Annotated in this window: 19 protein-coding genes and 1 pseudogene; 6 read left to right on the top strand and 14 right to left on the bottom strand. The window is 62.3% G+C overall.

The features are described from left to right. Window positions 1-15 precede the first annotated feature (15 nt). Complete coding sequence (locus LDZ21_RS12205) at window positions 16-4,110, bottom strand: DUF3683 domain-containing protein (protein WP_035961748.1); 4,095 nt, start codon at window positions 4,108-4,110, stop codon at window positions 16-18. Between the two features lie 523 nt (window positions 4,111-4,633). On the opposite strand from LDZ21_RS12205, the gene ilvA reads away from it, so the two are divergent. The 3 genes from ilvA to queF are packed head-to-tail and all read left to right on the top strand — an operon-like array spanning window position 4,634 to window position 7,902. Beyond that, window positions 4,634-6,157: a threonine ammonia-lyase, biosynthetic gene (gene ilvA / locus LDZ21_RS12210; protein ID WP_244793541.1), complete on the top strand. Its 1,524-nt coding sequence runs from the start codon at window positions 4,634-4,636 to the stop codon at window positions 6,155-6,157. Window positions 6,158-6,169: 12 nt separating this feature from the next. Next, complete coding sequence (locus LDZ21_RS12215) at window positions 6,170-7,081, top strand: 5'-nucleotidase (protein WP_244793542.1); 912 nt, start codon at window positions 6,170-6,172, stop codon at window positions 7,079-7,081. Next, the gene (queF, locus tag LDZ21_RS12220; protein WP_244793543.1) at window positions 7,078-7,902 is read left to right on the top strand and encodes an NADPH-dependent 7-cyano-7-deazaguanine reductase QueF; all 825 of its coding nucleotides are present in this window, start codon (window positions 7,078-7,080) and stop codon (window positions 7,900-7,902) included. The genes LDZ21_RS12215 and queF overlap by 4 nt, the downstream gene beginning before the upstream one ends. Window positions 7,903-8,077: 175 nt before the next feature. Here queF and LDZ21_RS12225 read toward each other — a convergent pair whose 3' ends face one another. The 3 genes from LDZ21_RS12225 to LDZ21_RS12235 are packed head-to-tail and all read right to left on the bottom strand — an operon-like array spanning window position 8,078 to window position 10,881. Next, the gene (locus LDZ21_RS12225) at window positions 8,078-8,464 is read right to left on the bottom strand and encodes a RidA family protein (protein WP_244793544.1); all 387 of its coding nucleotides are present in this window, start codon (window positions 8,462-8,464) and stop codon (window positions 8,078-8,080) included. Window positions 8,465-8,494: 30 nt separating this feature from the next. Beyond that, window positions 8,495-9,973: an N-acyl-D-amino-acid deacylase family protein gene (locus LDZ21_RS12230; protein WP_404980557.1), complete on the bottom strand. Its 1,479-nt coding sequence runs from the start codon at window positions 9,971-9,973 to the stop codon at window positions 8,495-8,497. An 11-nt stretch (window positions 9,974-9,984) separates the two neighbouring features. Next, the gene (locus LDZ21_RS12235; protein ID WP_244793545.1) at window positions 9,985-10,881 is read right to left on the bottom strand and encodes a MurR/RpiR family transcriptional regulator; all 897 of its coding nucleotides are present in this window, start codon (window positions 10,879-10,881) and stop codon (window positions 9,985-9,987) included. A gap of 143 nt (window positions 10,882-11,024) precedes the next feature. Here LDZ21_RS12235 and LDZ21_RS12240 point away from each other — a divergent pair, with 143 nt between their 5' ends. Next, a complete protein-coding gene (locus LDZ21_RS12240) occupies window positions 11,025-12,299 on the top strand; it encodes an amino acid deaminase (protein ID WP_244793546.1) in 1,275 nt (424 codons plus the stop codon). Here the strand turns inward: LDZ21_RS12240 and LDZ21_RS12245 are convergent. Both LDZ21_RS12245 and LDZ21_RS12250 read right to left on the bottom strand, forming a co-directional pair. Further along, window positions 12,296-12,760 (bottom strand): MarR family winged helix-turn-helix transcriptional regulator, encoded by a 465-nt coding sequence (locus LDZ21_RS12245; protein WP_035961925.1) that lies wholly within the window; start codon window positions 12,758-12,760, stop codon window positions 12,296-12,298. The two genes, LDZ21_RS12240 and LDZ21_RS12245, sit on opposite strands and share 4 nt — an antisense overlap. Before the next feature lie 20 nt (window positions 12,761-12,780). Further along, entirely contained in the window at window positions 12,781-14,376 is a 1,596-nt protein-coding gene (locus LDZ21_RS12250) for an MFS transporter (RefSeq protein WP_244793547.1), read from the bottom strand. Window positions 14,377-14,482: 106 nt separating this feature from the next. Here LDZ21_RS12250 and LDZ21_RS12255 point away from each other — a divergent pair, with 106 nt between their 5' ends. Beyond that, on the top strand, window positions 14,483-15,331 hold the full coding sequence (locus LDZ21_RS12255; protein ID WP_035961759.1) for an EcsC family protein: 849 nt from the start codon (window positions 14,483-14,485) through the stop codon (window positions 15,329-15,331). Here LDZ21_RS12255 and LDZ21_RS12260 read toward each other — a convergent pair. The 3 genes and pseudogenes from LDZ21_RS12260 to LDZ21_RS12270 form a co-directional block, all read right to left on the bottom strand. Beyond that, a pseudogene (locus LDZ21_RS12260) lies at window positions 15,301-16,223 on the bottom strand (alpha/beta hydrolase). The gene LDZ21_RS12255 and the pseudogene LDZ21_RS12260 overlap by 31 nt on opposite strands. A gap of 1 nt (window position 16,224) precedes the next feature. Further along, the gene (locus LDZ21_RS12265; protein WP_244793548.1) at window positions 16,225-16,671 is read right to left on the bottom strand and encodes a CHRD domain-containing protein; all 447 of its coding nucleotides are present in this window, start codon (window positions 16,669-16,671) and stop codon (window positions 16,225-16,227) included. 192 nt (window positions 16,672-16,863) lie between these two features. After that, window positions 16,864-18,006, bottom strand: a complete 1,143-nt coding sequence (locus LDZ21_RS12270; RefSeq protein WP_244793549.1) for a porin — start codon at window positions 18,004-18,006, stop codon at window positions 16,864-16,866. Window positions 18,007-18,444: 438 nt separating this feature from the next. Here LDZ21_RS12270 and LDZ21_RS12275 point away from each other — a divergent pair, with 438 nt between their 5' ends. Continuing rightward, complete coding sequence (locus LDZ21_RS12275) at window positions 18,445-19,380, top strand: LysR family transcriptional regulator (protein ID WP_244793550.1); 936 nt, start codon at window positions 18,445-18,447, stop codon at window positions 19,378-19,380. 33 nt (window positions 19,381-19,413) lie between these two features. Here LDZ21_RS12275 and LDZ21_RS12280 read toward each other — a convergent pair whose 3' ends face one another. The 5 genes from LDZ21_RS12280 to LDZ21_RS12300 form a co-directional block, all read right to left on the bottom strand. Next, complete coding sequence (locus LDZ21_RS12280; protein ID WP_244793551.1) at window positions 19,414-22,350, bottom strand: ATP-binding protein; 2,937 nt, start codon at window positions 22,348-22,350, stop codon at window positions 19,414-19,416. Between the two features lie 220 nt (window positions 22,351-22,570). Then, window positions 22,571-23,221 (bottom strand): response regulator, encoded by a 651-nt coding sequence (locus LDZ21_RS12285; protein WP_244793552.1) that lies wholly within the window; start codon window positions 23,219-23,221, stop codon window positions 22,571-22,573. A 105-nt stretch (window positions 23,222-23,326) separates the two neighbouring features. Then, window positions 23,327-24,070, bottom strand: coding sequence for a response regulator (locus tag LDZ21_RS12290; RefSeq protein ID WP_309773455.1), 744 nt, complete (start codon window positions 24,068-24,070; stop codon window positions 23,327-23,329). A gap of 61 nt (window positions 24,071-24,131) precedes the next feature. Beyond that, window positions 24,132-24,764, bottom strand: coding sequence for a response regulator (locus LDZ21_RS12295; protein ID WP_244793553.1), 633 nt, complete (start codon window positions 24,762-24,764; stop codon window positions 24,132-24,134). 408 nt (window positions 24,765-25,172) lie between these two features. Continuing rightward, on the bottom strand, window positions 25,173-25,700 hold the full coding sequence (locus LDZ21_RS12300) for a single-stranded DNA-binding protein (protein ID WP_244793554.1): 528 nt from the start codon (window positions 25,698-25,700) through the stop codon (window positions 25,173-25,175). Window positions 25,701-25,813: the final 113 nt, after the last annotated feature.

Below are 25,813 nucleotides of genomic sequence, written 5' to 3' on the forward strand. Positions count from 1 at the left end.
ACTTCGATTCCGCTATTACACCAGCACGCGCTCGATACCGCCATTGTTCGCGCGCTCGACGTACTGCTCCATCCAGTTCTCGCCGAGTGTCTTGCGCGCGATTTCCACGACGATATAGTCCGCCTCGATGTTCGCGTCCTCGTTGTAACGCGAAAGCCCTTGCAGGCAGGACGGGCAGCTCGTCAGGATTTTCACGTCCGTGCCACTGGTCTGCGCGCCATCTCCCGCCGACAACACCGAGCCCGGCGCTGCGCCGGCCGTGCCCGCGGATGCGTTCATCGGATTGATCGCGTTCGAACCGGCAACGGCTGCGATCGGAATGCCTCGCAGTTGCGCCGCGCCCTTGCGGATTTCCTCTTCCTTGCGGAAGCGCACTTGCGTCGAAATGTCCGGGCGCGTGACCGCCAGCGTGCCCGACTCGCCGCAGCAGCGATCGTTCTTCTGGATCTTGTAGCCGTCGTTCTCCGAGCCCATCAGTTCGTTGACGAGCTTCACCGGGTCCATCGTCTTGATCGGCGAGTGACACGGGTCGTGATACATGTAGCGCGTGCCCTTCACGCCTTCGAGCTTGATGTTCTTCTCGAGCAGGAATTCGTGAATGTCGATGATCCGGCAGCCAGGGAAGATCTTCTCGAATTCATAGCCCGCGAGCTGGTCGTAGCACGTTCCGCACGACACGACCACGGTCTTGATATCGAGATAGTTCAGCGTATTGGCCACGCGATGGAACAGCACGCGGTTATCCGTGACGATCTTCTCGGCCTTGTCGTACTGACCCGCGCCGCGCTGCGGATAGCCGCAGCACAGATAGCCCGGCGGCAGCACGGTCTGCACGCCCGCTTCCCACAGCATCGCCTGAGTGGCGAGGCCGACTTGCGAGAACAGACGCTCGGAGCCGCAGCCGGGGAAATAGAACACGGCTTCCGAATCGACAGTCGTCGTCTTCGGATTGCGGATGATCGGAACGATCTTGTTGTCCTCGATATCCAGCAGCGCGCGCGCCGTCTTCTTCGGCAGGTTGCCCGGCATCTTCTTGTTCACGAAGTGAATCACCTGCGTGACGGCGGTCGGCTTGCCGACCGTCGCGGGCGGCTTGGCCGTCTGCTTCTTTGCGAACCGCTTGAAGAGGTCGTTGCCGAGACGCTGCGCCTTGTAGCCGACGCCCATCATCGCGGTGCGCGCGAGGTTGATGGTTTGCGGATTCGTCGCGTTGAGGAAGAACATGCCCGCCGCGTTGCCCGCGTTGAACTTCTTCTTGCCCATCTTGCGCAGCAGGTTGCGCATGTTCATCGACACATCGCCGAAGTCGATCTTCACCGGGCACGGTGTCGCGCACTTGTGGCAGACCGTGCAGTGATCGGCTACGTCGTTGAACTCGTCCCAGTGCTTGATCGACACGCCGCGGCGCGTCTGCTCTTCGTACAGGAACGCTTCGACGAGCAGCGAGGTCGCGAGAATCTTGTTGCGCGGGCTGTACAGGAGGTTCGCGCGCGGCACGTGCGTCGCGCAGACCGGCTTGCACTTGCCGCAGCGCAGGCAGTCCTTGATGGAATCGGAGATTGCGCCGATATCCGACTGCTGCATGATGATCGATTCATAGCCCATCAGCCCGAACGACGGCGTGTAGGCGTTGCGCAGGTCCGCGCCTTCGAGCAACTTGCCGGCGTTGAAGCGCCCTTGCGGATCGACACGCCGCTTGTATGCGCGGAATTCGCCGATCTCGTCTTCGGTCAGGAACTCCAGCTTCGTGATGCCGATGCCGTGTTCGCCCGAGATCACGCCATCGAGCGAACGCGCCAGCTTCATGATGCGCGCAACCGCGCGATGCGCGTCCTGCAGCATCTCGTAGTTGTCCGAGTTCACCGGGATGTTCGTGTGGACGTTGCCGTCGCCCGCGTGCATGTGCAGCGCGACGAACACGCGGCCGCGCAACACCTGCTTGTGGATGGCCTGCGCTTCGTCGAGGATCGGCTTGAACTCGCCGCCGTTGAAAATCTGGCGCAGTTCCGCGCGAATCTCCTGCTTCCACGAGACGCGCAGCGTGCGGTCCTGCGCGAGATGGAACACGTTGGCGTCCGGCTGCACGTCCACGCGATCGGCGAACTTCTCCGCGAGCGCCTCGTAGCCCAGCCCGACGAGATAGTGCTGCGCCTCGCGCAACGGCATGTCGAGCTTTTCGCCGACGAAGTTCCAGCGGTTGCGCACGCGCTTGAGCAGATCGAGCGCCTGCTGCACGCGGTCTTCGAGCAGTTCGGCACTCGGGATTTCGTTGGCGTCGTCGCTCTTGCCGAGCGGCAGCTTGCCGTTGCGGAAGAAGGTTTCGAGCGCGTCGAGCAATTGCAGCTTGTTCTTGATCGACAGTTCGATGTTGATGCGCTCGATGCCGTCCGTGTACTCGCCCATCCGATTGAGCGGGATCACGACGTCTTCGTTGATCTTGAACGCGTTCGTGTGCTTCGCGATGGCGGCCGTGCGCGAGCGGTCGAGCCAGAAACGCTTGCGCGCCTCGGCGCTCACTGCCACGAAGCCTTCGCCGCTCTTGCCGTTCGCCATGCGGACGACTTCCGACGTGGCCTGCGCGACGGCATCGGCATCGTCGCCGACGATATCGCCGATCAGGACCATCTTCGGGAACGCGTTGCGCTTGCTCTTAGTCGCGTAGCCGACCGCGCGCAGATAGCGCTCGTCGAGATGCTCCAGACCGGCGAGGATCGCGCCGCCCTGCTTCGACGTTTCGAACAGATAGTCCTTGATTTCGACGATGCTCGGAATTGCGTCGCGCGCCTGCCCGAAGAATTCGAGGCAGACGGTGCGCGTGTGCGCGGGCATCTTGTGCAGAATCCAGCGCGCGGACGTGATGAGCCCGTCGCAGCCTTCCTTCTGCACGCCCGGCAGGCCGGACAGGAATTTGTCGGTCACGTCCTTGCCGAGCCCTTCCTTGCGGAACGTGCGGCCCGCGATATCGAGGTTCTCCGTGCGGATCAGCTTTTCGCCCGGCGCGCGACTCCCGTCGAACCAGTCGAGGCGGAAGCGCGCGACATCCACGTCGTGAATCTTCCCGATGTTATGGCCAAGCCGCGTGACTTCGAGCCAGTTGCCTTCGGGATCGACCATGCGCCACCACGCGAGATTGTCGAGCGCCGTGCCCCACAGCACCGCCTTCTTGCCGCCCGCGTTCATCGCCACGTTGCCGCCGACGCAGGACGCATCGAGCGAGGTCGGATCGACGGCGAACACGAAGCCCGCCTGCTCGGCCGCTTCCGTGACGCGCCGCGTGACGACGCCCGCGCCGGAGAAAATCGTCGCGACCTTGCGATCCACGCCCGGCAGGTCGGTCATCTCGACCGGCCCAAGCTGTTCGAGCTTCTCCGTGTTGATGACCGCCGAGAACGGCGTGAGCGGAATCGCGCCGCCCGTGTAGCCGGTGCCGCCTCCACGCGGAATCACGGTGAGACCGAGTTCGAAGCACGCCTTGATGAGCCCGGCGATTTCGGCTTCGGTGTCCGGCGTCAGCACGACGAACGGATATTCCACGCGCCAGTCGGTCGCGTCGGTCACGTGCGAGACGCGCGACAAGCCATCGAAGCGGATGTTGTCCTTCTGCGTTTGCTTGCCCAGCACGCGCGACGCGCGGCGGCGCAAGTCCGCCATGCGGTCGAATTCGGCGGCGAAGTCGTCGACGGCGCGGCGCGCGGCCGCGACCAGCAGTTGCACGCGTTCGGCGCGCTCGCGGCTGCCGGCTTCGGCGCTGTGCTCGGACAAGTCGGCGCTGCGCCGCTTTTCGATTTCCGCGAGCCGGTGATTCAGCGCCTCGACGAGCATCGCGCGGCGCTTCGGGTTGTCGAGCAGGTCGTCCTGCAGATACGGATTGCGGCGCACGGCCCAGATATCGCCGAGCACTTCGTACAGCATGCGCGCCGAGCGGCCGGTGCGGCGTTCCGCGCGCAGCTCGTCGAGCGCGGCCCAGGCTTCATCGCCAAGCAGCCGCATGACGATTTCGCGATCGGAAAACGACGTGTAGTTATACGGAATCTCACGCAGACGGGGCTCGATATCGAGCGCCAAGGCGGCATGGGCGCCGTTCGGATCGAAGGCTTGAGGTGCGTTCATGGTCGACGGTTCGGTGTATCGGCGCGTGTGCTTCGGAAAGCGGAGACGCCGACGATGCGCGTGGGGCGCAGATTTTCGAATGAGACTTTTCTTGCGAAGGCGGGTGAATGGCCGATATATGGCGGCATGCCGGTGACGGCTACCCTCACGACGACGCCTTCGATGTGCCCAAGATCAGCGCCACGATCGCGTGTGGCGCGCGTGTCGCTCGGACGCGGCGTGACGCTCGCGGGCGACGCGTGCCGACATATCGATCCGAAGCTGCCAGTGCATCTGCCGATCCTGATTGCTGATTTGTAAAAGGAAATTCTAACCCATCGCGAAAAAGGCCGTTTGCCGGCGCTAGCAGCCGAAAGACGTCTTTGCGCGTCTTTTTTCGACGCAAAATCGCGCATTTGCGCGCTTTTCGCCGTCCGTCCGGCCGGTCGGTCGCGCCCGTAACCGGGAAAGCGTCCCTTTGCGGCTATCATTGATGTTTTCGCCCTGAAAAACCGCAGCTTCGGCCTGCCTGACGATTTCCCGCATGAAACATCCCGACTACCTGAAGAAAGTGCTGACCGCGCGCGTCTACGATGTCGCGCGAGAAAGCGAGCTCGAGCCCGCCCGCAATCTGTCGGCGCGGCTGCGCAATTCCGTCTATCTGAAGCGCGAGGACAACCAGCCGGTTTTCTCGTTCAAGATTCGCGGCGCCTATAACAAGATGGCGAATCTTCCCGCCGACGTGCTGTCGCGCGGCGTGATTACGGCTTCGGCGGGCAACCATGCGCAGGGCGTGGCGCTGTCGGCGGCGCGGCTCGGCTGCCGGGCGGTCATTGCCGTGCCGACGACCACGCCGCAGGTGAAGATCGACGCGATCCGCGCTCACGGCGGCCCGACGGTCGAAGTCGTGCTGGCGGGCGAATCGTATAGCGACGCCTATGCGCGCGCCGTCGAGTTGCAGGAAGAACGCGGCCTGACCTTCGTGCATCCGTTCGACGATCCCGACGTGATCGCCGGGCAAGGCACCGTCGCGATGGAAATCCTGCGCCAGCATCAGGGCCCGATTCACGCGATCTTCGTGCCGATCGGCGGCGGCGGGCTGGCGGCGGGCGTCGCGGCGTATGTGAAATCGGTGCGCCCGGAAATCCGGGTGATCGGCGTGCAGACGGAAGATTCCTGCGCGATGGCGCGCTCGATCAAGGCGGGCGAACGCGTGACGCTCACCGAGGTCGGCCTGTTCTCGGACGGCACGGCGGTGAAGCTCGTCGGGGAAGAAACGTTCCGTCTGTGCAGCGAACTGCTCGACGAAGTGCTGACCGTCGACACGGACGCGCTCTGCGCCGCGATCAAGGACGTCTTTCAGGATACGCGTAGCGTGCTGGAGCCGGCCGGATCGCTGGCGGTGGCGGGCGCGAAGCTGTATGCGGAGCGCGAGGGCATCGAAGGAAAGACGCTGATCGCCGTGACCTCGGGCGCGAACATGAATTTCGACCGCATGCGGTTCGTCGCGGAGCGCGCGGAAGTCGGCGAGGCGCGCGAAGCGGTGTTCGCCGTGACGATTCCCGAAGAGCGCGGCAGCTTCAGGCGATTCTGCGAGTTGGTCGGCGACCGCAGCGTGACCGAGTTCAACTACCGCATCGCGGATGCGCGCGCCGCGCATATCTTCGTCGGCGTGCAGATCAAGTCGCGCGTCGAGACGGCGCAGATGATGTCGTCGTTCGTCGAGCATGGCTTCGCGACCGTCGACCTGTCGCACGACGAACTCTCGAAGCAGCACATCCGCTACATGGTCGGCGGCCACTCGCCGCTCGCGCAGGACGAACGGCTACTGCGTTTCGAATTCCCCGAGCGGCCGGGCGCGCTGATGAAGTTCCTTTCGTCGATGGCGCCGGACTGGAACATCAGCCTCTTCCATTATCGGAACCAGGGCGCGGATTACAGCTCGATTCTGGTCGGCATTCAGGTGCCGCAGTCGGACAACGCCGAGTTCGAGCGCTTCCTCGCGACGCTTGGCTATCCGTGGTGGGACGAGGGCGCGAATCCGGTGTACAAGCTGTTTCTCGCCTGAGCGCGCCAGCCGATGGCCTTCACGCTCGAAGACAAGCTCGTCGTCGCGATTTCGTCGCGTGCTCTCTTCGACTTCGAAGAAGAGAACCGCGTCTATGAGACGGGCGATCTGCCCCGTTACGAGGCGCTGCAACGCACGCGGCTGGACACGCCCGCGAAACCGGGTGTCGCGTTCGGGCTGATTCGCAAGCTGCTCGCATTGAACGCGCAAGAGCAGCGTGTCGAAGTGGTGATCCTCTCGCGGAGCGATCCGATCAGCGGCCTGCGCGCGTTTCATTCGTGCCGCGAGCATGGCCTGACGATCGAGCGCGGCGTGTTCACGCGCGGCCGCTCGCCGTTCGCGTACTTGAAACCGCTGCGGGCGTCGCTATTTCTGTCGGCGAATCCCGACGATGTACGCGACGCGCTCGCGGCTGGATTTCCGGCTGCACGCGTGTTGCCCGAAACGCCGCGTGCCGCGAGCCGTTATGCTGACGAGATCCGCATTGCGTTCGACGGCGACGCCGTGCTCTTTTCCGACGAAGCCGAGCGCGTATTTCAGACCGATGGTTTATCGGCGTTCGTCGGCCATGAGATCGACAAGAAGGATTTGCCGCTGCCGGGCGGGCCGCTGAAGCCGCTGCTGGCGGCGCTGAACAAGCTGCAACGCATCGCCGACGACAACGAGAAGGCGTCGTCGATGCACATCCGCACCGCGCTCGTCACGGCGCGCTCCGCTCCCGCGCACGAACGCGCGATCCGGACGCTGATGGCGTGGGACATCGAAATCGACGAAGCGATGTTCCTGGGCGGACTCGACAAGGGCGAATTCCTGCGCGAATTCGAACCCGACTTTTTCTTCGACGACCAAATCCGCCACTGCGAATCGGCTCGCGTCGTGACTGCGACCGGGCACGTTCTCAGCGGCATAGCGAACGCATCATGACACCCGACCAATCTCCGCTCGGCAAGGCCGTCAACTACACCGAACAATACGATTCTTCGCTGCTTTTTCCGATCGATCGCAAGCGTGCGCGCGATGGGATCGGCGTTCCGGCGCGCCTGCCCTTTTTCGGCACCGATATCTGGAACGCCTACGAATTGTCGTGGCTGAACCGTAATGGCAAGCCGCAAATTGCCGTGGCGACGTTCTTCGTGCCGGCGGAATCGCCAAATATCGTGGAGTCGAAGTCGTTCAAGCTTTATCTCGGCTCGTTCGCGCAGACGCGATTCGATTCCATCGATGAGGTGCGCGCCGCCATCAAGCGCGATGTCTCCGCGATTTGCGGCGCGACGGTTTCAGTGCTGCTCACGCCGCCCGCGGATTTCGGCAAGCTCTCGATGGAAGAGTTCGATGGTTTGTCGCTGGATCGGCTCGATCTGGATTGCGAAGTCTATTCGCCGGATGCATCGCTGCTGAAGGCATCGCATGACGAAGCGCCGGTCGACGAGACGCTGTTCTCCAATCTGCTGAAATCGAATTGCCCGGTGACGGGACAGCCCGACTGGGGAAGCGTGCAGATTCGCTATTACGGCGGACAGATCGACCACGCGGGGTTGCTGCGGTATATCGTTTCGTATCGCGAGCATACGGGGTTTCATGAGCAATGCGTGGAGCGCATTTTCATGGACATCATGCGGGAGTGTAAGCCGGAGAGGCTCGCGGTTTATGCGCGGTATACGCGTCGCGGAGGGTTGGATATCAACCCGTTTCGGACGAATTTCAATTTGCCGATGCCGGATAACGCGCGGCTGGCGAGGCAGTGATTACTGGATGAGAGCAGGAGCACGCAGGCGCGTTTCTACTCTCATTGACTGGGATGTGGCGAAGCTTGCGCGGACAAGGCATTCGCTGACAGGTGTCGATTAAAGATTTCGACCGCAAGTCACAGCGATAAAAGCAGCCTCGCCTCACCGAGACAAAGCCGCCCGCACAATCCATTTACGCACCAGGCTTCTTATAAGCCACGCAATCGACCTCGACCTTGCAATCGATCACCATCGACGACACGACACACGCCCGTGCCGGCGGATTCGCACCGAAATACTCTTTGAACACCTTATTGAACGAAGCAAAGTCGCGCGGATCGTCCAGCCATACGCCGCAGCGCACGACATGCTCCGTGCCGTATCCCGCTTCTTCGAGAATCGCGATCACGTTCTGAATCGCCTTGTGCGATTGCTCGACGATGCCGCCATTGATCACTTCGCCGTCCTGCATCGGCGTCTGGCCCGACACGAAGAGCCAGCCATCGGCTTCGACCGCGCGTGCGAACGGCATATGCGCGCCGCCTTGTCCCTTGCCGCCTTCCACGCCATAACGCTTCATCTTTCCACTCCTTCTTAACGCAACAGATTCTCAAAAGGCGCCGGCCGCATCCAGTCTGGATGCCGCGCCCCGCGCCACGAAACGTCCCGCGCGCGCACCCGTCACGGCCTGCTCGCGATACGTCAATACCCCATTCACCCACACCGCGTCGATGCCGTCGGCCGCCTGCTGCGGCTTTGCGAACGTCGCGGCATCACGCACGCGCTCGGGATCGAACACGACCAGATCCGCGTGATAACCCACCTTCACTTCGCCACGCTCGCTCAGGCCGAAGCGTCGCGCCGACAAGCTCGTCATCTTGCGCACCGCTTCTTCGAGCGATATCAATGCCGTATCGCGCGCATAGTGGCCGAGCACGCGCGGAAACGCGCCCCACAAGCGCGGATGCGGCAGCGGATCGTTCGGCAAGCCATCGGAGCCGATCATCGTCGCGGGATGCGACAGGATGCGCCTCACGTCGTCCTCCGACATGTTGTGATACACCGCGCCCGCCGGTTGCAGGCGCTTCGCCGCTTCCTGCTGGCTCACGTTCCACTCGGCCGCCACCTCGCGAATCAGCTTGCCCGCCATCTCCGGATGCGGCTCCGACCACGTAATCGTGATGTCGATATCGCCCGTCACTTGCTTGAGGTCGAGCGTCGACGAACTGCGGTTGTACGGATAGCAATCGCAGCCGACCGGCTGACCGTCGCGCACCGTCTCCAGCGAGCGGAGCACTTCAACGCTGCGCCCCCAGTTCGACGGCCCCGCGCACTTCAGATGCGAAATCACCACCGGCACGCTCGCATGACGGCCGACGCCGTACGCTTCGTCCATTGCGTCGAGGATCGCGTCGAATTCGGTCCGCATGTGCGTCGTGTACAGCGCGCCCGCTTTGCCGAGCGGCTCCGCCAGCGCCTGCACTTCCTCGGGCGGCGCATTGAACGCCGAGCCGTACGCGAGCCCGCTCGACAGCCCCAGTGCGCCGTTATCCAGCGCCTCTTCGAGCTGCGCGCGCATGCCGGCGATTTCATCGGCGGTTGCGGCGCGATCGAGCCGGTCCATGTGATTGTTGCGCAGCGCCGTATGGCCGATCAGCGCGCCGACGTTCACGGACGGACGCGCGCCGTTCACGGCATCGACATATGCGGCGAAGGTCGGATACTGAAACGCGGATGCATCGCCGAGCAGGTTCATCGGGTCGGGCGGCTCGCCCTTCAGGGTCACCGGAGACGCGCTGATCCCGCAATTGCCGACGATCACCGTCGTCACGCCCTGCGTGATCTTCGGCATCATCTGCGGCGAGCGGATGACGTGCGTGTCGTCGTGCGTGTGAACGTCGATGAAACCGGGCGCGAGCACCTTGCCGCGCGCGTCGAAGACCTCGTCGGCGGTCCAGGCCGACAAACCGCCCGGCTCGGCCATCGCCACGATGCGTCCGTCGCGCACCGCGACATCGCATTCGACGGCGGGCGCGCCCGTGCCGTCGATCACGCGCGCGCCGACGATCAGCGTGTCGGCCTTCTCCATGATCGCCATGATCAGTCTCCCAAAGGTTGACGCTCGCCGCCGCCGCGATGCGCGTCGAGCGCGTGCTTCATGCGGCGCAGCAGTTCGCGGCTGCGGTCGGCCTGTTTGACGGCCAGTTCCGTGACGAGCAGATCGAGCGCCATCATCATCGCGTAACGTGACGACGACGGCTTGTAGATGAAATCCGTTTCTATCGCGATGACCGGAATCAGCCAGTCCGCAAGCGCGCCGAGCGGCGAGGCCGGCGCGGTCAGCGCGATCACGCGCGCCCCGTACTCGCGTGCGAGCCGGCAGCTTTCGAGCATTTCGGGCGTCTGCCCGGTTACGGACAGCGCGACGACCACCTGCTCTTTCGACAGCGTCGCGGCTACCATGCGTTGCAGCAGCCCATCCTGATACGACGCCACCGGACGCCCGAGCCGCACGAGGCGAAAGCGCATTTCGTCGGCGAGCGCGGTGGAGCCGCCGCCCATGCCGAACACATAAATCATCGACGCGGCGGCGAGCGCGTCGGCGGCTTCACCGATCGGCGCGGAACGCAGCGCACCCTGGTTTTGCGCGAGCGTCGCCTGCACTTCGTCGAAGATGCGCGCAGCGAGCGACGCGGGCTCGGCGTCGCCCTGGTCGGTGTCGATCTTCAGGAAACGCTGGCCGACCGCCGCCGCCTGTGCGAGCCGCAGCTTCAGTTCGCGCACGTCGTTGCAGCCGACAGCCTTCGCGAAGCGCGTCACCGTCGCGATGCTGACCTCGGCCTTATCCGCGAGGGCACCGATGCTGGCCCGCGACGCTCCAGTGAGATCGTCGAGGATCAGCGCCGCGACCTTGCGTTCGGCGCTGCGCAACTCCGGCGCGCGTTCGGCAATGCGCGCGACGATATCGAAACTGAGCGGGTCGGCGTGGCCGTTCATCGTGGGGTCGGGTTTACGCTGTGCGCGTGTTACTAAATAACAATTCCATCGCCGATGCTACTTTGGGTACCATAGTGCCGTCAACCGCAGCGTCATTAAGCATCGACAGAAATGCAACCAAACGCACGATGGAGCAGCAGCACATGAAAGTTACAAACTATCAGAACGCGACAATCGACCCGTTCGGCAAAGGCCTCGGCATGGTGCCGGGCACCGGCATCCAGTTGAAGGATGCGGGCCGCCTGCAATGGAACCTGCTCGACGAAGAGGTGAGTTTGCCGGCCGCCGTGCTGTACGCGGAACGCATCGAGCACAATCTGAAGTGGATGCAGGCGTTCGTCGGCGAGTACGGCGTAAAGCTCGCGCCGCACGGCAAGACGACGATGGCGCCGCAACTCTTTCGCCGTCAGCTCGACACCGGTGCATGGGGTATTACGCTCGCGACGGCGCATCAGGTGCGCGCGGCGTATCGCGGCGGCGTGCATCGCGTATTGATGGCAAATCAGCTCGTCGGCAAGCGCAACATGGGCATGATCGCGGAGTTGCTGACCGATCCGGACTTCGAGTTCTTTTGCCTGGTCGATTCAGCCGATGGCGTCGATCAGCTCGGCGCGTTCTTCAGCGATGTCCGCAAGAAACTGAACGTGCTGATCGAGCTTGGCGTGCCGGGCGGGCGCACCGGCGTGCGCGACGATGCGCAACGCGAAGCCGTGCTCGCGGCGATCGCGCGCTGGCCGGGCACGATCGAACTCGCGGGCGTGGAACTGTACGAAGGCGTGTTGCAGGACGAGTCGAAGGTTCGCGAGTTCCTGAAGAGCGCCGTCGATATCACTCGCACGCTGAGCGCGGAAGGCCGCATTGCGCGGAAGCCGGCGATTCTATCAGGCGCGGGTTCGGCGTGGTACGACGTCGTCGCCGATGAATTCGCGAAGGCGAACAGCGACGCGATCGAAGTCGTGCTGCGCCCCGGCTGCTACCTGACGCACGACGTCGGCATCTACAAGAAAGCGCAAAACGAAATCTTCGCGCGCAATCCGATTGCGAAGAAGATGGGCCAGGGCCTGAAGCCCGCGCTGCAATTGTGGGCCTACGTGCAGTCCATTCCGGAACCGGATCGCGCGATTATCGGGCTCGGCAAGCGCGATTCCGCGTTCGACGCGGGCATGCCGGAGCCGGCGAAGCATTATCGTCCGGGCAACGAGGCGCCGCGCGATGTATCGGCGGACGAAGGCTGGGAAGTGTTCGGCCTGATGGATCAGCACGCGTATCTGCGCATCAAGCCGGGCGACGACGTGGAAGTGGGCGACATGATCGCGTTCGACATTTCGCACCCGTGCCTCACGTTCGACAAGTGGCGTCAGGTGCTCGTCGTCGACGCGAAGTATCGCGTGACCGAGGTTATCGAGACGTTCTTCTAAGCCTTATCTTCGATGCTCGCCGCCGCGTTCGATGCGGCCACGTCCTGAATGCGCGCTTCGAGCATGTGAAGCGCGCTGGACAACGCTTCGATCGCGTCGTCGGGCATCGCGGCCATCGTGTCGTGCAGGAAGGCGTTGCGGCGCGGCAGACCTTGTTCCGTCGCCGTGCGGCCCTCGTCCGTCAGCGCGACGTTCGATACGCGATTGTCCCGCGCATCGACGCTGCGCACGACCCAGCCGAGCGCCTCCAGCGCCTTCAACTGGCGCGTCAGCGCGCCCGGATCGACGCGTAGTCGCTCGACCAGCATCTTCTGCGACACCACGCCGGCGTGCTCGTGCAGCGCGAGGAGGATTCGCCAGCGCGGCATCGGCTGGCCCACCGCCGACTCGAACGCCGACATGAACGCGCGATACGTGCGTCCAAACTGTTGCACCACGGCGATACGATCCTGTTCGTTCATGCTCGTGCCTTCCTCGATCTTCATTCGGCGAGAATGACCGGTTCTTGCGGCCCTTTCAAGCGCACCGGCGGCACGCGGCGCGATTGCCACACCGACAGCACCGCGACCACCGCCGCCACCGCGAGACCGATGTGGATCGCCGCGACGAGCGCCTCGCGCGCCGCTTCGAGCAGCATCGCGCCGTCATGGCCGGCTGCAGTCAGTTGAGCGAGCACGGTGCGCTGACCATCGAGATTGATGAGAATTTGCGGATCGGACAGATCGGCGAGCCACTGCGTCGCGCGATCCTTTGCAAGCGCAAGCTCGACGCCGCTCGCATACAGATGACTGACGAGCGTGCCGGTCAGCGCCGTGCCGATCATGCCGCCGATCATGCGCAGCGATTGCAGCAGCGCCGTCGCAATGCCGAGATGCTGGCGTCCCGCGGTCTGCTGTGCGAATACGGTGAGATTCGGCATGACGAAGCCGAGCCCGAGGCCACCGAGCAGCATGAAGACGAGGAGCAGCGCGCGAGGCATCGCGTGCGTAGCCACGACCACGCCGAGGCACGACACGACGAGCAGGCTGAAGCCGATGTAAAGCATCGGATTCGCATTCGACAGCCGCGTCACGATGCGTCCGTTCAGAATACTGCCGATCGTGATGAACACGACGAGCGGCGTAATCATCAAGCCCGCGTCCTTCGGCGACATGCCGAATCCACCCTGAAACAGCAGCGGCGCGTAGAAGAGCAGCGAAAACATGGTGAAGCCGCCCATCACCGCGAGCGTGAACAGCGCGGCGAGGCTCGGGTTGCGGAACATCTCGACCGGCAGGATCGCGTAGCTGCACCGCGTTTCCCATTTCCACAGCGCGTACGCCGCCACCACGCTTGCTGCGAGCAGGGACAGCGTTTCGACGCCGAGGCCGTGTTTCGGCAGCAATTCGACGAACAGTTGCAACGCGCCGAGCGCCACGGCGATCAACACGGCGCCGGGCCAGTCGAGCCGCATCTTTCCTTCGTGCGCCACGTGCCGGAGATGCGGAAGAAAACGCCACACGAAGAACAGCGACAGCACGCCTACCGGCAAATTGACGTAGAAGACGGAGCGCCAGCCGGTGTACTGCGTGAGGAAACCGCCGAGCGACGGCCCCACGGCATTCGCGATGCCGAAAGCCGAACTCATCAGCACTTGCCAGCGCAGGCGCACGACATTGTCCGGAAAGAGATCGGCGATGCACGCGAACGCAGTGCCGACCAGCATCCCCCCGCCGATACCCTGCAAGCCGCGCGCGAGCACGAGGAACATCATGCTGTTGGCGAGCCCGCACAACACGGACGCAACCGTGAACACGACGATCGAAGCGATCACGAACGGCTTGCGGCCGTAGTAATCGCCGAGCCGCCCGAAGATCGGCACGGTGATGACGGATGTCAGAAGATAGGAGGTCGCGACCCACGCGTAGAGGTCGAAGCCCCTAAGCTCGGCGACGATGGTCGGCAGCGCAGTGCCGACGACCGTCTGGTCGAGCGCGACGAGCATCGTGACGAACGAGATGCCGAGCATCGCCATGAGCGATTCGCGGAACGGCAAGACCTGCCCGCTCGAATGATGCGCGGCTGTATGAACGGCCATTTTTTGCAAGCGCAATTGTTGACTAGTCAACGGAAAGTGAATCATAGCACGCTGTTGCGCTCTAAGCTTCGTGGTCAACTTCTCATTTCTATACAAGAAACATCGCATGGAACCGACGCCGATCATCACATCGCCGCTTACGGCCGAGGACTTCGCCGCCCTCTCCCGCGCCAAGGAAGCACTCGAAAGTCCGTCGCTGACGATGAAGCTCGCGAGCGTCATCGGCGCGCCGATCGAAAAACTCATGGGCCGCCTGCCCAACGCGGCTCAGGAAAAAATCGACGAGGCGACCCAGCTCGCACTCAAGAAATGCCTGCAGATCGCGTTGCGCACGCTCGGCAAGGGCGCGTCGGCCGGCTCGCTGCTCGCGCCGCCGCCCGACAAACCGAGCAACCTGCTCCACAAGCTCGCCGTCGCGACGACCGGCGCGGCGGGCGGCGCGTTCGGGCTGTTCGCGTTGCCGGTGGAGTTGCCGGTCACGACGACGCTGATGTTCCGCTCTATCTGCGACATTGCGCGAAGCGAAGGCGAAGACGTGCATCGTGTCGACACGCAGTTGCAATGCCTGATGGTGCTCGGCATGGGCGGCACGCGCAAAGACGACGACAACGCCGACCTCGGCTATTTCATCGTGCGCGGGGCGCTCGCGCAGTCCGTATCGCGCGCAACGACCGAGATTTCGGCGAAAGGGCTCGCGGGGCACGGTTCCACCGCGCTGCTCAAATTCCTGCAGACGATCGCATCGCGTTTCTCAGTGCAGGTCAGCGAGCAGGTCGCCGCGAAGTCCGTTCCGGCGATCGGCGCGGTGCTCGGCGCGATGGTGAACACCGTTTTCATCGACCACTTTCAGCAGATGGCGCACGGCCACTTCACCGTTCGGCGGCTCGAGCGCCAGTATGGGACGGCGGCGGTCGAGCGCGCGTATCAGACCATCGAGGTCATGGGCGGGCGGTGAGTGCGCGCGGATGCCGATGTCACTGCGTCGATGAACTGGGCCGCCTGTGACAACGCCTCGCGCGCTTCGGGCATGAAAGGCGCCCATATCTGGAAGATGTGCGGCACGCCGCGCCAGATTCGAAGATCGACGCGTACGCCCGCGGCGCGCGCTTTGTCCGCGACGCGCGTCGAGTCGTCGAGCAAAAGTTCTGTGTCGGCGGCGTGGATCATCAGCGGTGGCAAGCCTTCGAACGTGCCGAACAGCGGAGAGGCGTAGGGGTGCCTGGCGTCGGCATCGCCTAAATACTGCGCTGCGACTTTCGCGAACACCGCCGCATGGAACATGGGATCGCGGCCCTCGTTCGTCCGCATCGATGCGCCGCTGCAGGTCAGGTCCGTCCACGGTGAGAACAGCACGGCGCCGGCCGGCAGGGCATCGCCGGCATCGCGCAGGGCGAGCAGTGTCGCGAGCGCAAGGCCGCCGCCGGCTGAATCGCCCACGATGACGATCGATTGCTGCGCAACGCCATTCGCAATCAGTGCGCGGTAAGCGGCGACGGCGTCATCGACTGCCGCCGGAAAGCGATGTTCGGGCGCGAGGCGGTAGTCCAGCGAGAAGACGTTCGCGTGCGCGCGCACGGCAAGGCCGTAGCTGATCGCGCGATGGCTCTGCGGCGAGCAGAAGTAATAGCCGCCGCCGTGCAGGTAGAGAATCGTGCTGCGCGGTTCGGCTGTACGGAGCCATTCGCCGTCGGCGCGTATCTCCAGATGGTGGCTCTTGGCACGCCCGGCGACCATATTCGCCGCGATGTGTACACCCGCGCGCGATCGACGTCGAGCGTCGGTCTGGCCGTCTCAGGACGCATGCGGCGCCGCACCGCCCAGCACGCCAGCGCACTTTGCCAGCTCATCTCAGTTCAACGGCATCACCTGACCGCGAAGCTCGCCGGTTGGGTTTTCCTGTGTGTGAATGTTGAAGTACCACTGGCCCGCCATGAGGTCGGTCACCTGCGGCTCGGTGAGCGTCGCCTGGCCTTTCATCGGGCTGGACAATGCGCGCTTATCGACGGGCACCTGGACTTTCGCGTTCTGGCCGACCGGCGCGGGGCCGTGGAAATGAGCCATCGTGACCGGGCCGGATAGCTCGGCGTAGGTGGCGGTCCAGGTGAGCTGGCGGGTCTGCGTGTCGAATGTGGCGTCGAGCAAGCCGTGGCCTTTGCTCACGCGCGGCGGGACTTCGCTCGAAGGTTGAAGGTTCGCTTTTAGCGCGACGACATCGGCATGCGCGACGGCCGATGCCGTCAGCGCCAGAACGATGGCTGCGGTCCGAAGGAAATGTGGCCTGCATGTCGAGAGCATTTTTCATCCTCCGTTTCTTTGCGCCGGACGCGCCGATGCGGGCGTCGGCTGCATCGTCATGGTAGTGCATCCGGATTTCGGACGCTGCTCGCGATGGTTGCGCTGGTGCGCTGGCTACAAACGCAGAAAGGGCGCCTCACGGCGCCCTTTCCTTGCTACTCAACTACAGAACTGCGTACTGCTCAGCCCGCTTTAGAAGCGGTGACGGATACCCGTCGTCACGAGAACCTGACGGCTGCTCGAGGAGTTCGGCACGCCGCTGATGCCAGCGTTCGGGTAGACGCCCTTGTCCGGGCTGCTCGCGATCTGGACAACGCCTTCTGCATAGATGTCCGTGCGCTTCGACAGCGCGTAGTCCGTCTGCAGACCGAACTGGTGGACGCGGGCATGCGAGCTCTCGCCGCCGCCAATGTTCGAACGCGCGGTCGTGAACGTGTAGGCAGCACCCATCGACAGGGCCGGCGTCAACGCATAGCGGCCATTGACTTCATAGTTGTTGGTGATGGACGAACCGTCAACCAGGTTCACGTCTTGACGAACCTGCGTCCAGACGCCGCCGAACGTCAATGCGCCGACCGAGTAGCTTGCGCCAGCACCAAAGGTGCGCTGACGCAGGTCATCCACCACGTTGCCGTTCGTGTCCAGGTATGCATAGTCGGTGATTGCGCCGACGGTGTTGCTGCCGATGCCGTTGCCTTGCATGTACGCTGCGCCGACCTTCAGGCCGCCGTTCGCATAGCCAGCGCCGAGGCTGTAAGCACGGTTTGCCGCAAAGCTGCCTGCCGCGTTCGAGAAGCCGTACATACCGCCGAACGAGAAGCCAGCGTAGTTAGCGCTCGTGAACTTGATCGAGTTGTTGACGCGGAAGTCGTTGCCGTCGAGGTTGTCCGTGTTGCCCGGGTGTGCGAAGTACGTGCCACCCCACGTGCCGGTCGCGCTCAGCGGGCTCAGGTAGTCCACCACGGAGTCGCTTTGGCGACCCAGCGTGACCGTGCCTGCGTTCGTCGACAGACCAACGTACGCTTGACGGCTGAACTCACGGCTATCCACCGAACGGCCGTTGGAAACGTCGAAGCCGTTTTCCAACGTGAACACCGCAGCCATGCCGCCGCCGAGATCTTCCTTGCCACGCAGGCCCCAACGGCTCATCTGGACGTTGCCACCCGTCACGCCCCAGGAGTTCGTCTTGTAGTAATCGGCGCTAGCCGGAGCCTGCACATTATTCACATACGTGAAGCCGGCATCGACCAGACCATACAGCGTAACGCTGCTCTGCGCGCTCGCGGCAGTTGCGAACGATGCGGCGACGGCCGCTACAATCAGAGTCTTTTTCATGTGTGTTCCTTTGGAAGAGTCATATGACTCGATAGGGTTGCTCGCGGCGTCTCGGCATGTTCGGGACCACATCCCGCCGTATGCCATCCACCGATATTCGGCAGCCCAAAGTGTATGGCTCCCCTTTTTGCCGCCACCACCCCAAAGGAACACAAAAATCTTTTCGAACAATTCGAAAAATCGAATTTCAATATGAGTTAACGCTTAGGCATCTTGCACTTACCGCAGTACCAAAATGTTGCCGCAACCGGTCTTACCCCTCCTTAGTTGCGGACACGCGACAGTGGTCTCATAGCCACATGCTGCAATAGTCAGAGTCCTCCGATTACGTTGTCCTTCACACCCGCATAACATCGCGCACGCGAAAGCGGCGCTTATCTTCCGCTCGCTCCGATCAAGGAAACAAGCACCTGTCCATCGCTCGAGGTTTTCTGCGTCATGAATCAGCTCCAGGCGATGCGCGTCTTTCTCAAAGTCTCCGAAACCGAATCCTTCGGTCGCGCGGCTGCGGCGCTCGATCTCTCCAACGCGGTCGTCACTCGCTACGTCTCACTGCTCGAAACTCATCTGAACACGCGCCTGCTGAATCGCACCACGCGCAGCGTGTCGCTGACCGAAGCCGGACGAGCCTATGCCGACGGCTGTCGCGCAGTGATCGAACAGGTCGAGACGATCGAGGCAACAGTGGCGAACAGTTCTATCGATCCGTCCGGAACACTCAAGCTCGTTGCGTCCGCTTCGTTTTCATTGTTCGAATTGACGCCGATGCTGCGCGCTTTTCGCGATCGCTATCCGAGCGTCAAGCTGCGCCTCACACTGTTGCACCGCCCGGTCGATCTCGTCGATGAAGGTTTCGATGCCGGCATCGTCGTGCCGCATCTCGTGAACAGCGGCACGCTCATCAACCGCCCGTTGTTCAAGGTGGCGGCGGCGCTCGTTGCATCGCCGGAATATTTGCAAAGGCGCGGCATGCCCACGCGGCCCGCCATGTTGACGAAGCACGAGTTCCTCGCACCATCGACGGACATTCACGGTTCGACGTGGACGTTCATCGGATCGTCAGGAGTCCACGAAGACGTATCGCTCGATCCGGCGTACATGGTGAACAGTTCGCCCATGCTGCGCCAGGCGGCGGTGTCGGGGATGGGAATCGCCGTGCTGCCGGAAAGCTACGTCGCGCAGGACATCGAAACGGGCGCGCTCGTGCGCGTCTTGCCAGACTATTCGATCAAGGACGCGGACAAGCAGGTGTCCATCGTCTATCCGGGCCGGCGGTATGTCTCCGCGAAGACGCGCTCCTTCGTGGATCTCGCGCTCGCGTATTTCCGCGATCGCGCGCCCGCCGAAGCGGGCCACGTCGCGACTTCGGACTGAACCTCGAGCAGCGCGCAGTGGGTTTGAATCGCGTCAGGTGATCGACGCCCCTTGCGCCTCGATACGTCCAAGCAGTTCCTTGCATCGCGTGATCAGTGCGCGGCCTTCGCTTCGCCTGACTTCGCGGCTTTTCTCTGGCAGATCACGACGGTACGCCTCGAGTGCATCGAGCAATGGCCGATATTGCAGGACGCTCACCGCCCCCACCACGCGATGATGCCAGTCGCGCAAATGGTCGACGGTGCCGTGGTCTAGCAGTTCTTCGAGCGCCGACAAATCGTCGCGGAAAGATGAAACGAACGCATCGAGCAACGCCTTGACGGTCGCTTCGCTGCCCCACAGTTGCGCCATGCCGCTGATATCGAGCGCTTCGACAGCTTCGCTCGGTGGCGCGTGCGTGTCGTGCCTTCGCGCCTGGTGTCTTTGCCCCGGCCGCTCCGACGCCTTCCAGCGGTTCAGGTGTTCGCGTAGCGTCGCGAGGCGGGTGGGCTTGATCAGGCAATCGTCCATGCCGGCTTCGCGGCACTTCGTCGACTCGCCAGAGCAGGTGCTCGCGGTGATGGCAAGAATCGGCAAGCGACGCGGCGTGCCTTTCTCTTTAGCCCGCACGCGCCGCGCGAGTTCATAACCCGTCATGTTCGGCATATGGCAATCGGTGATGAGAAAGCCGTATCGCGTCGTCTCGAGAGCCGCGAGCGCCTCGACGCCGTCGTGCACCACATCGCACGCGAAGCCGAGCAAGGAAAGCTGATGCCGGATCAACTCCTGATTCACCGGATGATCTTCCGCCACGAGCACGAGCCGGCCGCTGCGCAACGCCTGCTCGCGGTTGGGCGCTTCCAGCTTGGCAGGCTGCCCGAGCGTCGCGTTGACCGCGACTTGCGGCATGCCTGTCAGCGCAGCGACGCACGCCGCGCCCAGCCCCCGCCACGAAAGCGGATTCACGCTCACGCGAACGTCGTCTTCGAGCACGCGATAACCCGTAGGCTTCGGCTTCTCCGTCACATGAATCACCCGCAGGCCCATCGGCAGGCGAACATTGCGCGTGTCGCTGAGAAAGACGAGATCGACGCCGTCGAATGTGCCCGGCGAATGCAGGCGCGGATGATCGGGCTCGATTCGCTCCAGATTCAGCCCGAGCGCCTGGCCGAAGTTGAGCAACGCCCTAGCGACGGAGTCGTCGTCGACGGCAACGATGCCGCGCCTGCCGCGCAATCCTTCCATTTGATACTGCTGCGTTTCGACGGGCATCGTGAGACGCACCGTCATCGACGTGCCGACGCCCACTTCGCTGTGCAGCTTCAGTGTCCCGCCCATCAACGCGACGAGCCTGTTGCAGATCGTCAGCCCGAGCCCCGTGCCGCCGAAGCGCCGCGTGATCGACGTCTCTGCCTGCACGAACGGCTCGAACAGCTTGTGCTGCGCCGCGGGATCGATGCCGATGCCGGTATCCGTCACACGCACTTCGATGACTTGCTCGGACACGGAACGTTCGACCGCGCGAACCTGCAGCGCGACCTCGCCCCTGATGGTGAACTTGATGGCGTTGCTCATCAGATTGAAGAGAATCTGACGCAGCCGCACGCTGTCGCTGCGAAGGCTGGCCGCCACGTCCGGAGCGACATCGACACGCACGCGCAGGCCCTTCTCGTGAGCGCGTCCCGCGAGCAGTCCGACGGCGTTGTCCACCAGTTCGCGCAAGTCGATCGGTGTCGATTCGATGGTGAGTCGACCTGCCTCGATCTTCGTGTAGTCGAGCAGGTCATCGAGAATTTGCAGCAATGCGCTCGCCGAATCCTGAATCATGCCGAGCATCTGCGACTGGTCCGGATTCAGCGGCGTGTTTTCGAACACTTCGACGAGTCCGAGCACGCCATTCATCGGCGTGCGGATTTCATGGCTCATCATGGCGAGAAAATCGTCTTTCGCGCGTGATGCTGCTTCCGCCGCGTCTCTTGCGCGCGCGAGTTCTTCGGCGCGTGCATGGTCGACGGTCGCATCGGCCCAGTAGCCGCTCCAGACCACCGCGCCGGCCTCGTCTTCCTGACGCGCGACGAGGTCGGCGCGTATCCATCGCGTCCCGCCTTCCACGTTGACGCGGAATTGAGTATGAACGGGTCGCAGCGTGCGCGACGACGTTTCGATTTCCGCGAGCAGACGCGCGCTGTCTTCGACGTGAACATGATGCAGCACGCTGATCGGACCGTCGGCGAGCGCTGCAAGGTCGATCCCGAGCAACTGCCGGGTATCGCCATTGAGATACGGCAGACTGTATCGCCCGTTGCTTTCGCGGCGCAACTGAAAAACAACGGCCGGCAGCGACCGCGTGACATCGTGAAGCCGTTGTTCGGTGCGCCGTGCGCGCATCTCGGCATCGCGGATATCGGTGATGTCGATCATCGTTCCGACGATGCCCGCCCGGTCGCCATTGGACGCGCAGAACGCCCCGGTCCAGAACAGGCCGTAGCGCGAGCGGCCGCGATTATCGATGAATTCCGCCTCCACCTCATGCCGTTCGCCCGTGTGAAGCGTTGCGATACAAATATCGTTCAGCAGGCGGCTGTTGACGTCGCCCCACGCGGCCGCTTCCATGCTCGTCCGGCCGATGATGTCCTCGCGCCGCACGCCGAGCGCCTCTTCGAACGCGCGGTTGACGGCGATGTAGCGATTGTTCATGTCCTTCGCGACGAGCGGATAGGGCACGACTTCCATCATCGTCTGCTGAAAGCTGAGCTGAGTCGCGAGTCGCTGCTCGGTCAGGATGCGCCGGTTCACCTCGCGCTGTAGCAGGACGAACGCGCGCAGCGTCACGCCGAACACCGCCACCACACCAATGAGCGCGGGCAGCAGGCGGAGCGCGCTGATGTCCCATCCGCAAACCGGCGTTGGAGTATCGAGATTTGCCGCCATGCACGCCGGCGACGAGAGAACAAGCAGCAGGAACCAATGACGCGTGAGCAACGATTTCAATTCGACTCTCTCAGGAAGACGCGTTCCCCTGCGGCAGGGGACAGCGGCGCGCAGCCGCGCCGGCGATCTTCAGCGGGCGAATGCGGCATGTGCGCTCACGGCGAGGCGTCGAGGTTCGTCTCGACGGCGTCGCATGAGTCTGAGCGTCGATGCATCAGAGGAAAATCGGACACTTCTCAAATACGACTTAAGCCGCTCTGAAAAGCGGGATCGTCAGGTGTCAGACGAGGCCGACCTGCCGCAGAAATTCGATGAGTTCGGTTTCCGTTTCGAGGCCGAGCTTGCGCATGCCGCTGCGCTTTTGCGTGGCGATCGTCTTGCTGCTTCTGCCGAAACGCTTGGCGATGTCATGGATGAGAAGGCCGCTCGCATAGAGCCGGAAGACTTCCCATTCGCGCCGGCTCAACACGCCTGCCCGCGCGGGCGAGCTGTGGGGAAGATGGCTGACTGCTTCGGCGACGCAAGGCGAAAGAAAACGGCCGCCGTTTCGGATGGCCGAGACGGCCTCAGTCAGGCATTCGATCGGGTCCCGCTTGTCGATGATTCCGTCGATTCCCAATTGAAGCAGGCCGGCCAGCATGCGGCTGTGGGAAATCATCGTGACTACGATGATTTTCGGACGCCTTTCCTGCCACGACAAACGCCTGAGAAATGCGATGGAACTGCTTTCGCCATCCATACCGCGCATGCCGATGTCGCAGAAAACGTAGTCGCAAGAAGTGGTGTCGAGAGCTTCGGCGAGTTGAAGCGTGTCTTCCGCCGTAGCGATGACTTCAATTGCGCCGTCTCGTTCGAGAAACGTTTCGATTCCCTTTACTACTGCGGGATGATCGTCCGCAACGATGGCCCGAAGTGGTGCTTTTACTGTCATATTGTTATTGATTATGTTTTGTGACCGAGGAAGTCGAAGCCCTCGATTGACCGTGCTGCCTCCACAATGCCGGTCTTACTGCGATCTTATCTCTCTGCGCCCCGTTTAAATAAGATCGCTGTCTGCGATGAAACGATACAAATCTGCATCCGTTGCAAGATCCAGTTTTCGCATGGCCGCGCATTTTTGCGCGCTGATGGTCTTCACACTGCGATCCAGATCTTTCGCGATTTCCGTGACATTCGCACCGCGCGCATAACGCTCGATGACTTCCAGTTCTCGCCCCGTCAGCCGTTGGCGAATAAAGCGCGCGCGACTCTCGACGTTGGCAACGGCCAGCGTCCGGCGAATGGCGGGGCCGAGATACGTTTCGTTCGCGATGGCCGAGACGATCGCCACGTACAAGAGATCCAGCCGGTCCTCTTTGCTGAGGAACGCATGCGCTCCGGCGTCGAGTGCCTCTTTAACCAGCGCAGCGTTATCAGTCCGCGACAACACCACGATGCGAACATTCGGATAAGTGTCCGCAATGTGCTGGATCAGCTTAATGCCGTCGCCATGGCGCCCGCCCGGCATGTAGAAGTCGATAACTGCGACGTCGCATTCGTTATTAGCGAGTGCGTCGTCGAGTTCCGTTGAATTCGAGCTCCGGCTAACGACTTCGACATTAGGAAAGTTTGCAGCGAACCGTTCGATTGCCAAGACAACCAGCGGATGGTCATCCGCGATCGCCAGCCTTGTTATTCTTTCGCTCGAAAAGACTTCGTTACCATTCCCGAATTCCATCGCCTCATACCCCAACGCGTTGTGCCAACTCATATCTGATTCGGATTTCCGAAAGATAATCATCGGATATCCATACGTCAAAATACATAAGATGCATCCGAAATTAAAATAACGGGCCGTAAACTCAGCCAAGTCCCCGCGCTCTTACAAAAGCAAACAAACCGGGGTCATTTCTTACACCCAGCTTATTCATTGCATCGCGTTTTTGACGGCTGATCGTCCGGACATCGCGCTCGAGTTCGTTCGCGATTTCCGTGATCGACCGGCCTTTTGCGAAAAGTGTCACCACCTCAATCTCTCTAGGCGAAAGTCGTGGCGGCTCCGGACAGAAATCGGTTTCACTGCCCGCTTCAGCCAGTGCCGCGACGAAAGAGGCGCTTACATAACGACGGCCGACTCTCGTATGCCGCACGGCCGCAGGAACGAGTTCAATCGGCTCGGCCTTATTGACCAGCCCCATAGCGCCTGCGTTCAAAATGGATCGGAGAATTGCGACATTACTGACGCTCGTCAACACAACGATGATTACGTGTGGCCAATCCTGCCTGACCTTTCGGATGAGCCGCAAGCCATCGTTGGCAATCAGCCCGGGCTCGGGCATGGCAAAATCGGTGACCAATACGTCACAGGATGTCTTTGCGAGTTCATCGAGCAAACCGTTCACGTTCGTCGCTTCGCCGACGACCTTCAGTCCGTCATCGGCGTCGAAGAGCGCCTTCATCCCAAGAAGTACGAAGGGATGGTCGTCAGCCAACACTATACGAAGCTTCAAAGATCCCCCGGCATTACCGTTATTTTTTGCGAATATCTCGCGACATATCATGCCGCGAGAATCGTTTTAATCCGGGAGCGCTTCCTATTGCTTTGCGGTTACTGGACCGCACGCAAACCGCATTACTTCATCAAGTATTCGATGACTTCAAACAAGCAAACGCCCGCGCAGCCGGAATATGTTTTCAACATAAGACGCTAATAATGCGCAAGCCATAGGACAAGTCCCATTAGATTAATAATATTTTTTCTTGTCTAATGGCAGCTTATTTGCAACCGATGAATATCGGTTAGGGTGCAGAGAACTGAAATATGTTTGATGCAGGTCAAAATAAAAAATGGGCCTTCAGCCAGCAGCCGAAGACCCATTCTTGCTGTTCAGCAGATGCCTGCTTTAGAACGGGATATCGTCGTCCATGTCGTCGAAGCCGCCGCCTGCTGGGGCGCTAGGACGGCTCGCGCCGCCACCTGCACCGCCTGCACGCGCGCCTGCGCCTCCGCCGGACGCAGCACGTCCGCCGCCGCCCGAACGTTCCATCGGCGCGCTGCGGCTGTATCCGCCGTCATCGCCACCGCCGCCCGCGCCGCCGCGCCCGCCGAGCATTTGCATCTGGTCTGCGACGATTTCGGTCGAGTACTTCTCTTGCCCGGCTTGATCCGTCCATTTCCGCGTGCGAATGCGTCCCTCGATATAAACCGACGAACCCTTCTTCAGATATTCGTTGACGATTTCCGCGAGACGCCCAAAGAACGCAACGCGATGCCACTCCGTGAGTTCCTTCATTTCGCCGGACGACTTGTCCTTATAACGATCGGTCGTTGCGAGGCGAATGTTCGCCACGGCGTCGCCGCTCGGGAGGTAGCGCGTTTCCGGGTCGGCGCCCAGATTGCCTACGAGAATGACCTTGTTGACAGATGCCATGATTTCTCCGGTTGATTCCTTGCCACTGTCAGCGATACGACGCTTTTCGGGCCGATCTTTTATCGGCTGATTTTAGAAAAGCACTGCGCTGACTCAATTCGAATGATTAAAAC

The organism is Caballeronia grimmiae (assembly GCF_022879615.1).
Lineage (GTDB): Bacteria > Pseudomonadota > Gammaproteobacteria > Burkholderiales > Burkholderiaceae > Caballeronia > Caballeronia grimmiae.

What these genes read in the sequence shown, in the direction of transcription:
- LDZ21_RS12205 (WP_035961748.1), bottom strand. Translation starts at nt 4,110, where the DNA reads ATGAACGCACCTCAAGCCTTCGATCCGAACGGCGCCCATGCCGCCTTG.
- ilvA (WP_244793541.1), top strand. Translation starts at nt 4,634, where the DNA reads ATGAAACATCCCGACTACCTGAAGAAAGTGCTGACCGCGCGCGTCTAC.
- LDZ21_RS12215 (WP_244793542.1), top strand. Translation starts at nt 6,170, where the DNA reads ATGGCCTTCACGCTCGAAGACAAGCTCGTCGTCGCGATTTCGTCGCGT.
- queF (WP_244793543.1), top strand. Translation starts at nt 7,078, where the DNA reads ATGACACCCGACCAATCTCCGCTCGGCAAGGCCGTCAACTACACCGAA.
- LDZ21_RS12225 (WP_244793544.1), bottom strand. Translation starts at nt 8,464, where the DNA reads ATGAAGCGTTATGGCGTGGAAGGCGGCAAGGGACAAGGCGGCGCGCAT.
- LDZ21_RS12230 (WP_404980557.1), bottom strand. Translation starts at nt 9,973, where the DNA reads ATGGAGAAGGCCGACACGCTGATCGTCGGCGCGCGCGTGATCGACGGC.
- LDZ21_RS12235 (WP_244793545.1), bottom strand. Translation starts at nt 10,881, where the DNA reads ATGAACGGCCACGCCGACCCGCTCAGTTTCGATATCGTCGCGCGCATT.
- LDZ21_RS12240 (WP_244793546.1), top strand. Translation starts at nt 11,025, where the DNA reads ATGAAAGTTACAAACTATCAGAACGCGACAATCGACCCGTTCGGCAAA.
- LDZ21_RS12245 (WP_035961925.1), bottom strand. Translation starts at nt 12,760, where the DNA reads ATGAACGAACAGGATCGTATCGCCGTGGTGCAACAGTTTGGACGCACG.
- LDZ21_RS12250 (WP_244793547.1), bottom strand. Translation starts at nt 14,376, where the DNA reads ATGGCCGTTCATACAGCCGCGCATCATTCGAGCGGGCAGGTCTTGCCG.
- LDZ21_RS12255 (WP_035961759.1), top strand. Translation starts at nt 14,483, where the DNA reads ATGGAACCGACGCCGATCATCACATCGCCGCTTACGGCCGAGGACTTC.
- LDZ21_RS12265 (WP_244793548.1), bottom strand. Translation starts at nt 16,671, where the DNA reads ATGCTCTCGACATGCAGGCCACATTTCCTTCGGACCGCAGCCATCGTT.
- LDZ21_RS12270 (WP_244793549.1), bottom strand. Translation starts at nt 18,006, where the DNA reads ATGAAAAAGACTCTGATTGTAGCGGCCGTCGCCGCATCGTTCGCAACT.
- LDZ21_RS12275 (WP_244793550.1), top strand. Translation starts at nt 18,445, where the DNA reads ATGAATCAGCTCCAGGCGATGCGCGTCTTTCTCAAAGTCTCCGAAACC.
- LDZ21_RS12285 (WP_244793552.1), bottom strand. Translation starts at nt 23,221, where the DNA reads ATGACAGTAAAAGCACCACTTCGGGCCATCGTTGCGGACGATCATCCC.
- LDZ21_RS12290 (WP_309773455.1), bottom strand. Translation starts at nt 24,070, where the DNA reads ATGATTATCTTTCGGAAATCCGAATCAGATATGAGTTGGCACAACGCG.
- LDZ21_RS12300 (WP_244793554.1), bottom strand. Translation starts at nt 25,700, where the DNA reads ATGGCATCTGTCAACAAGGTCATTCTCGTAGGCAATCTGGGCGCCGAC.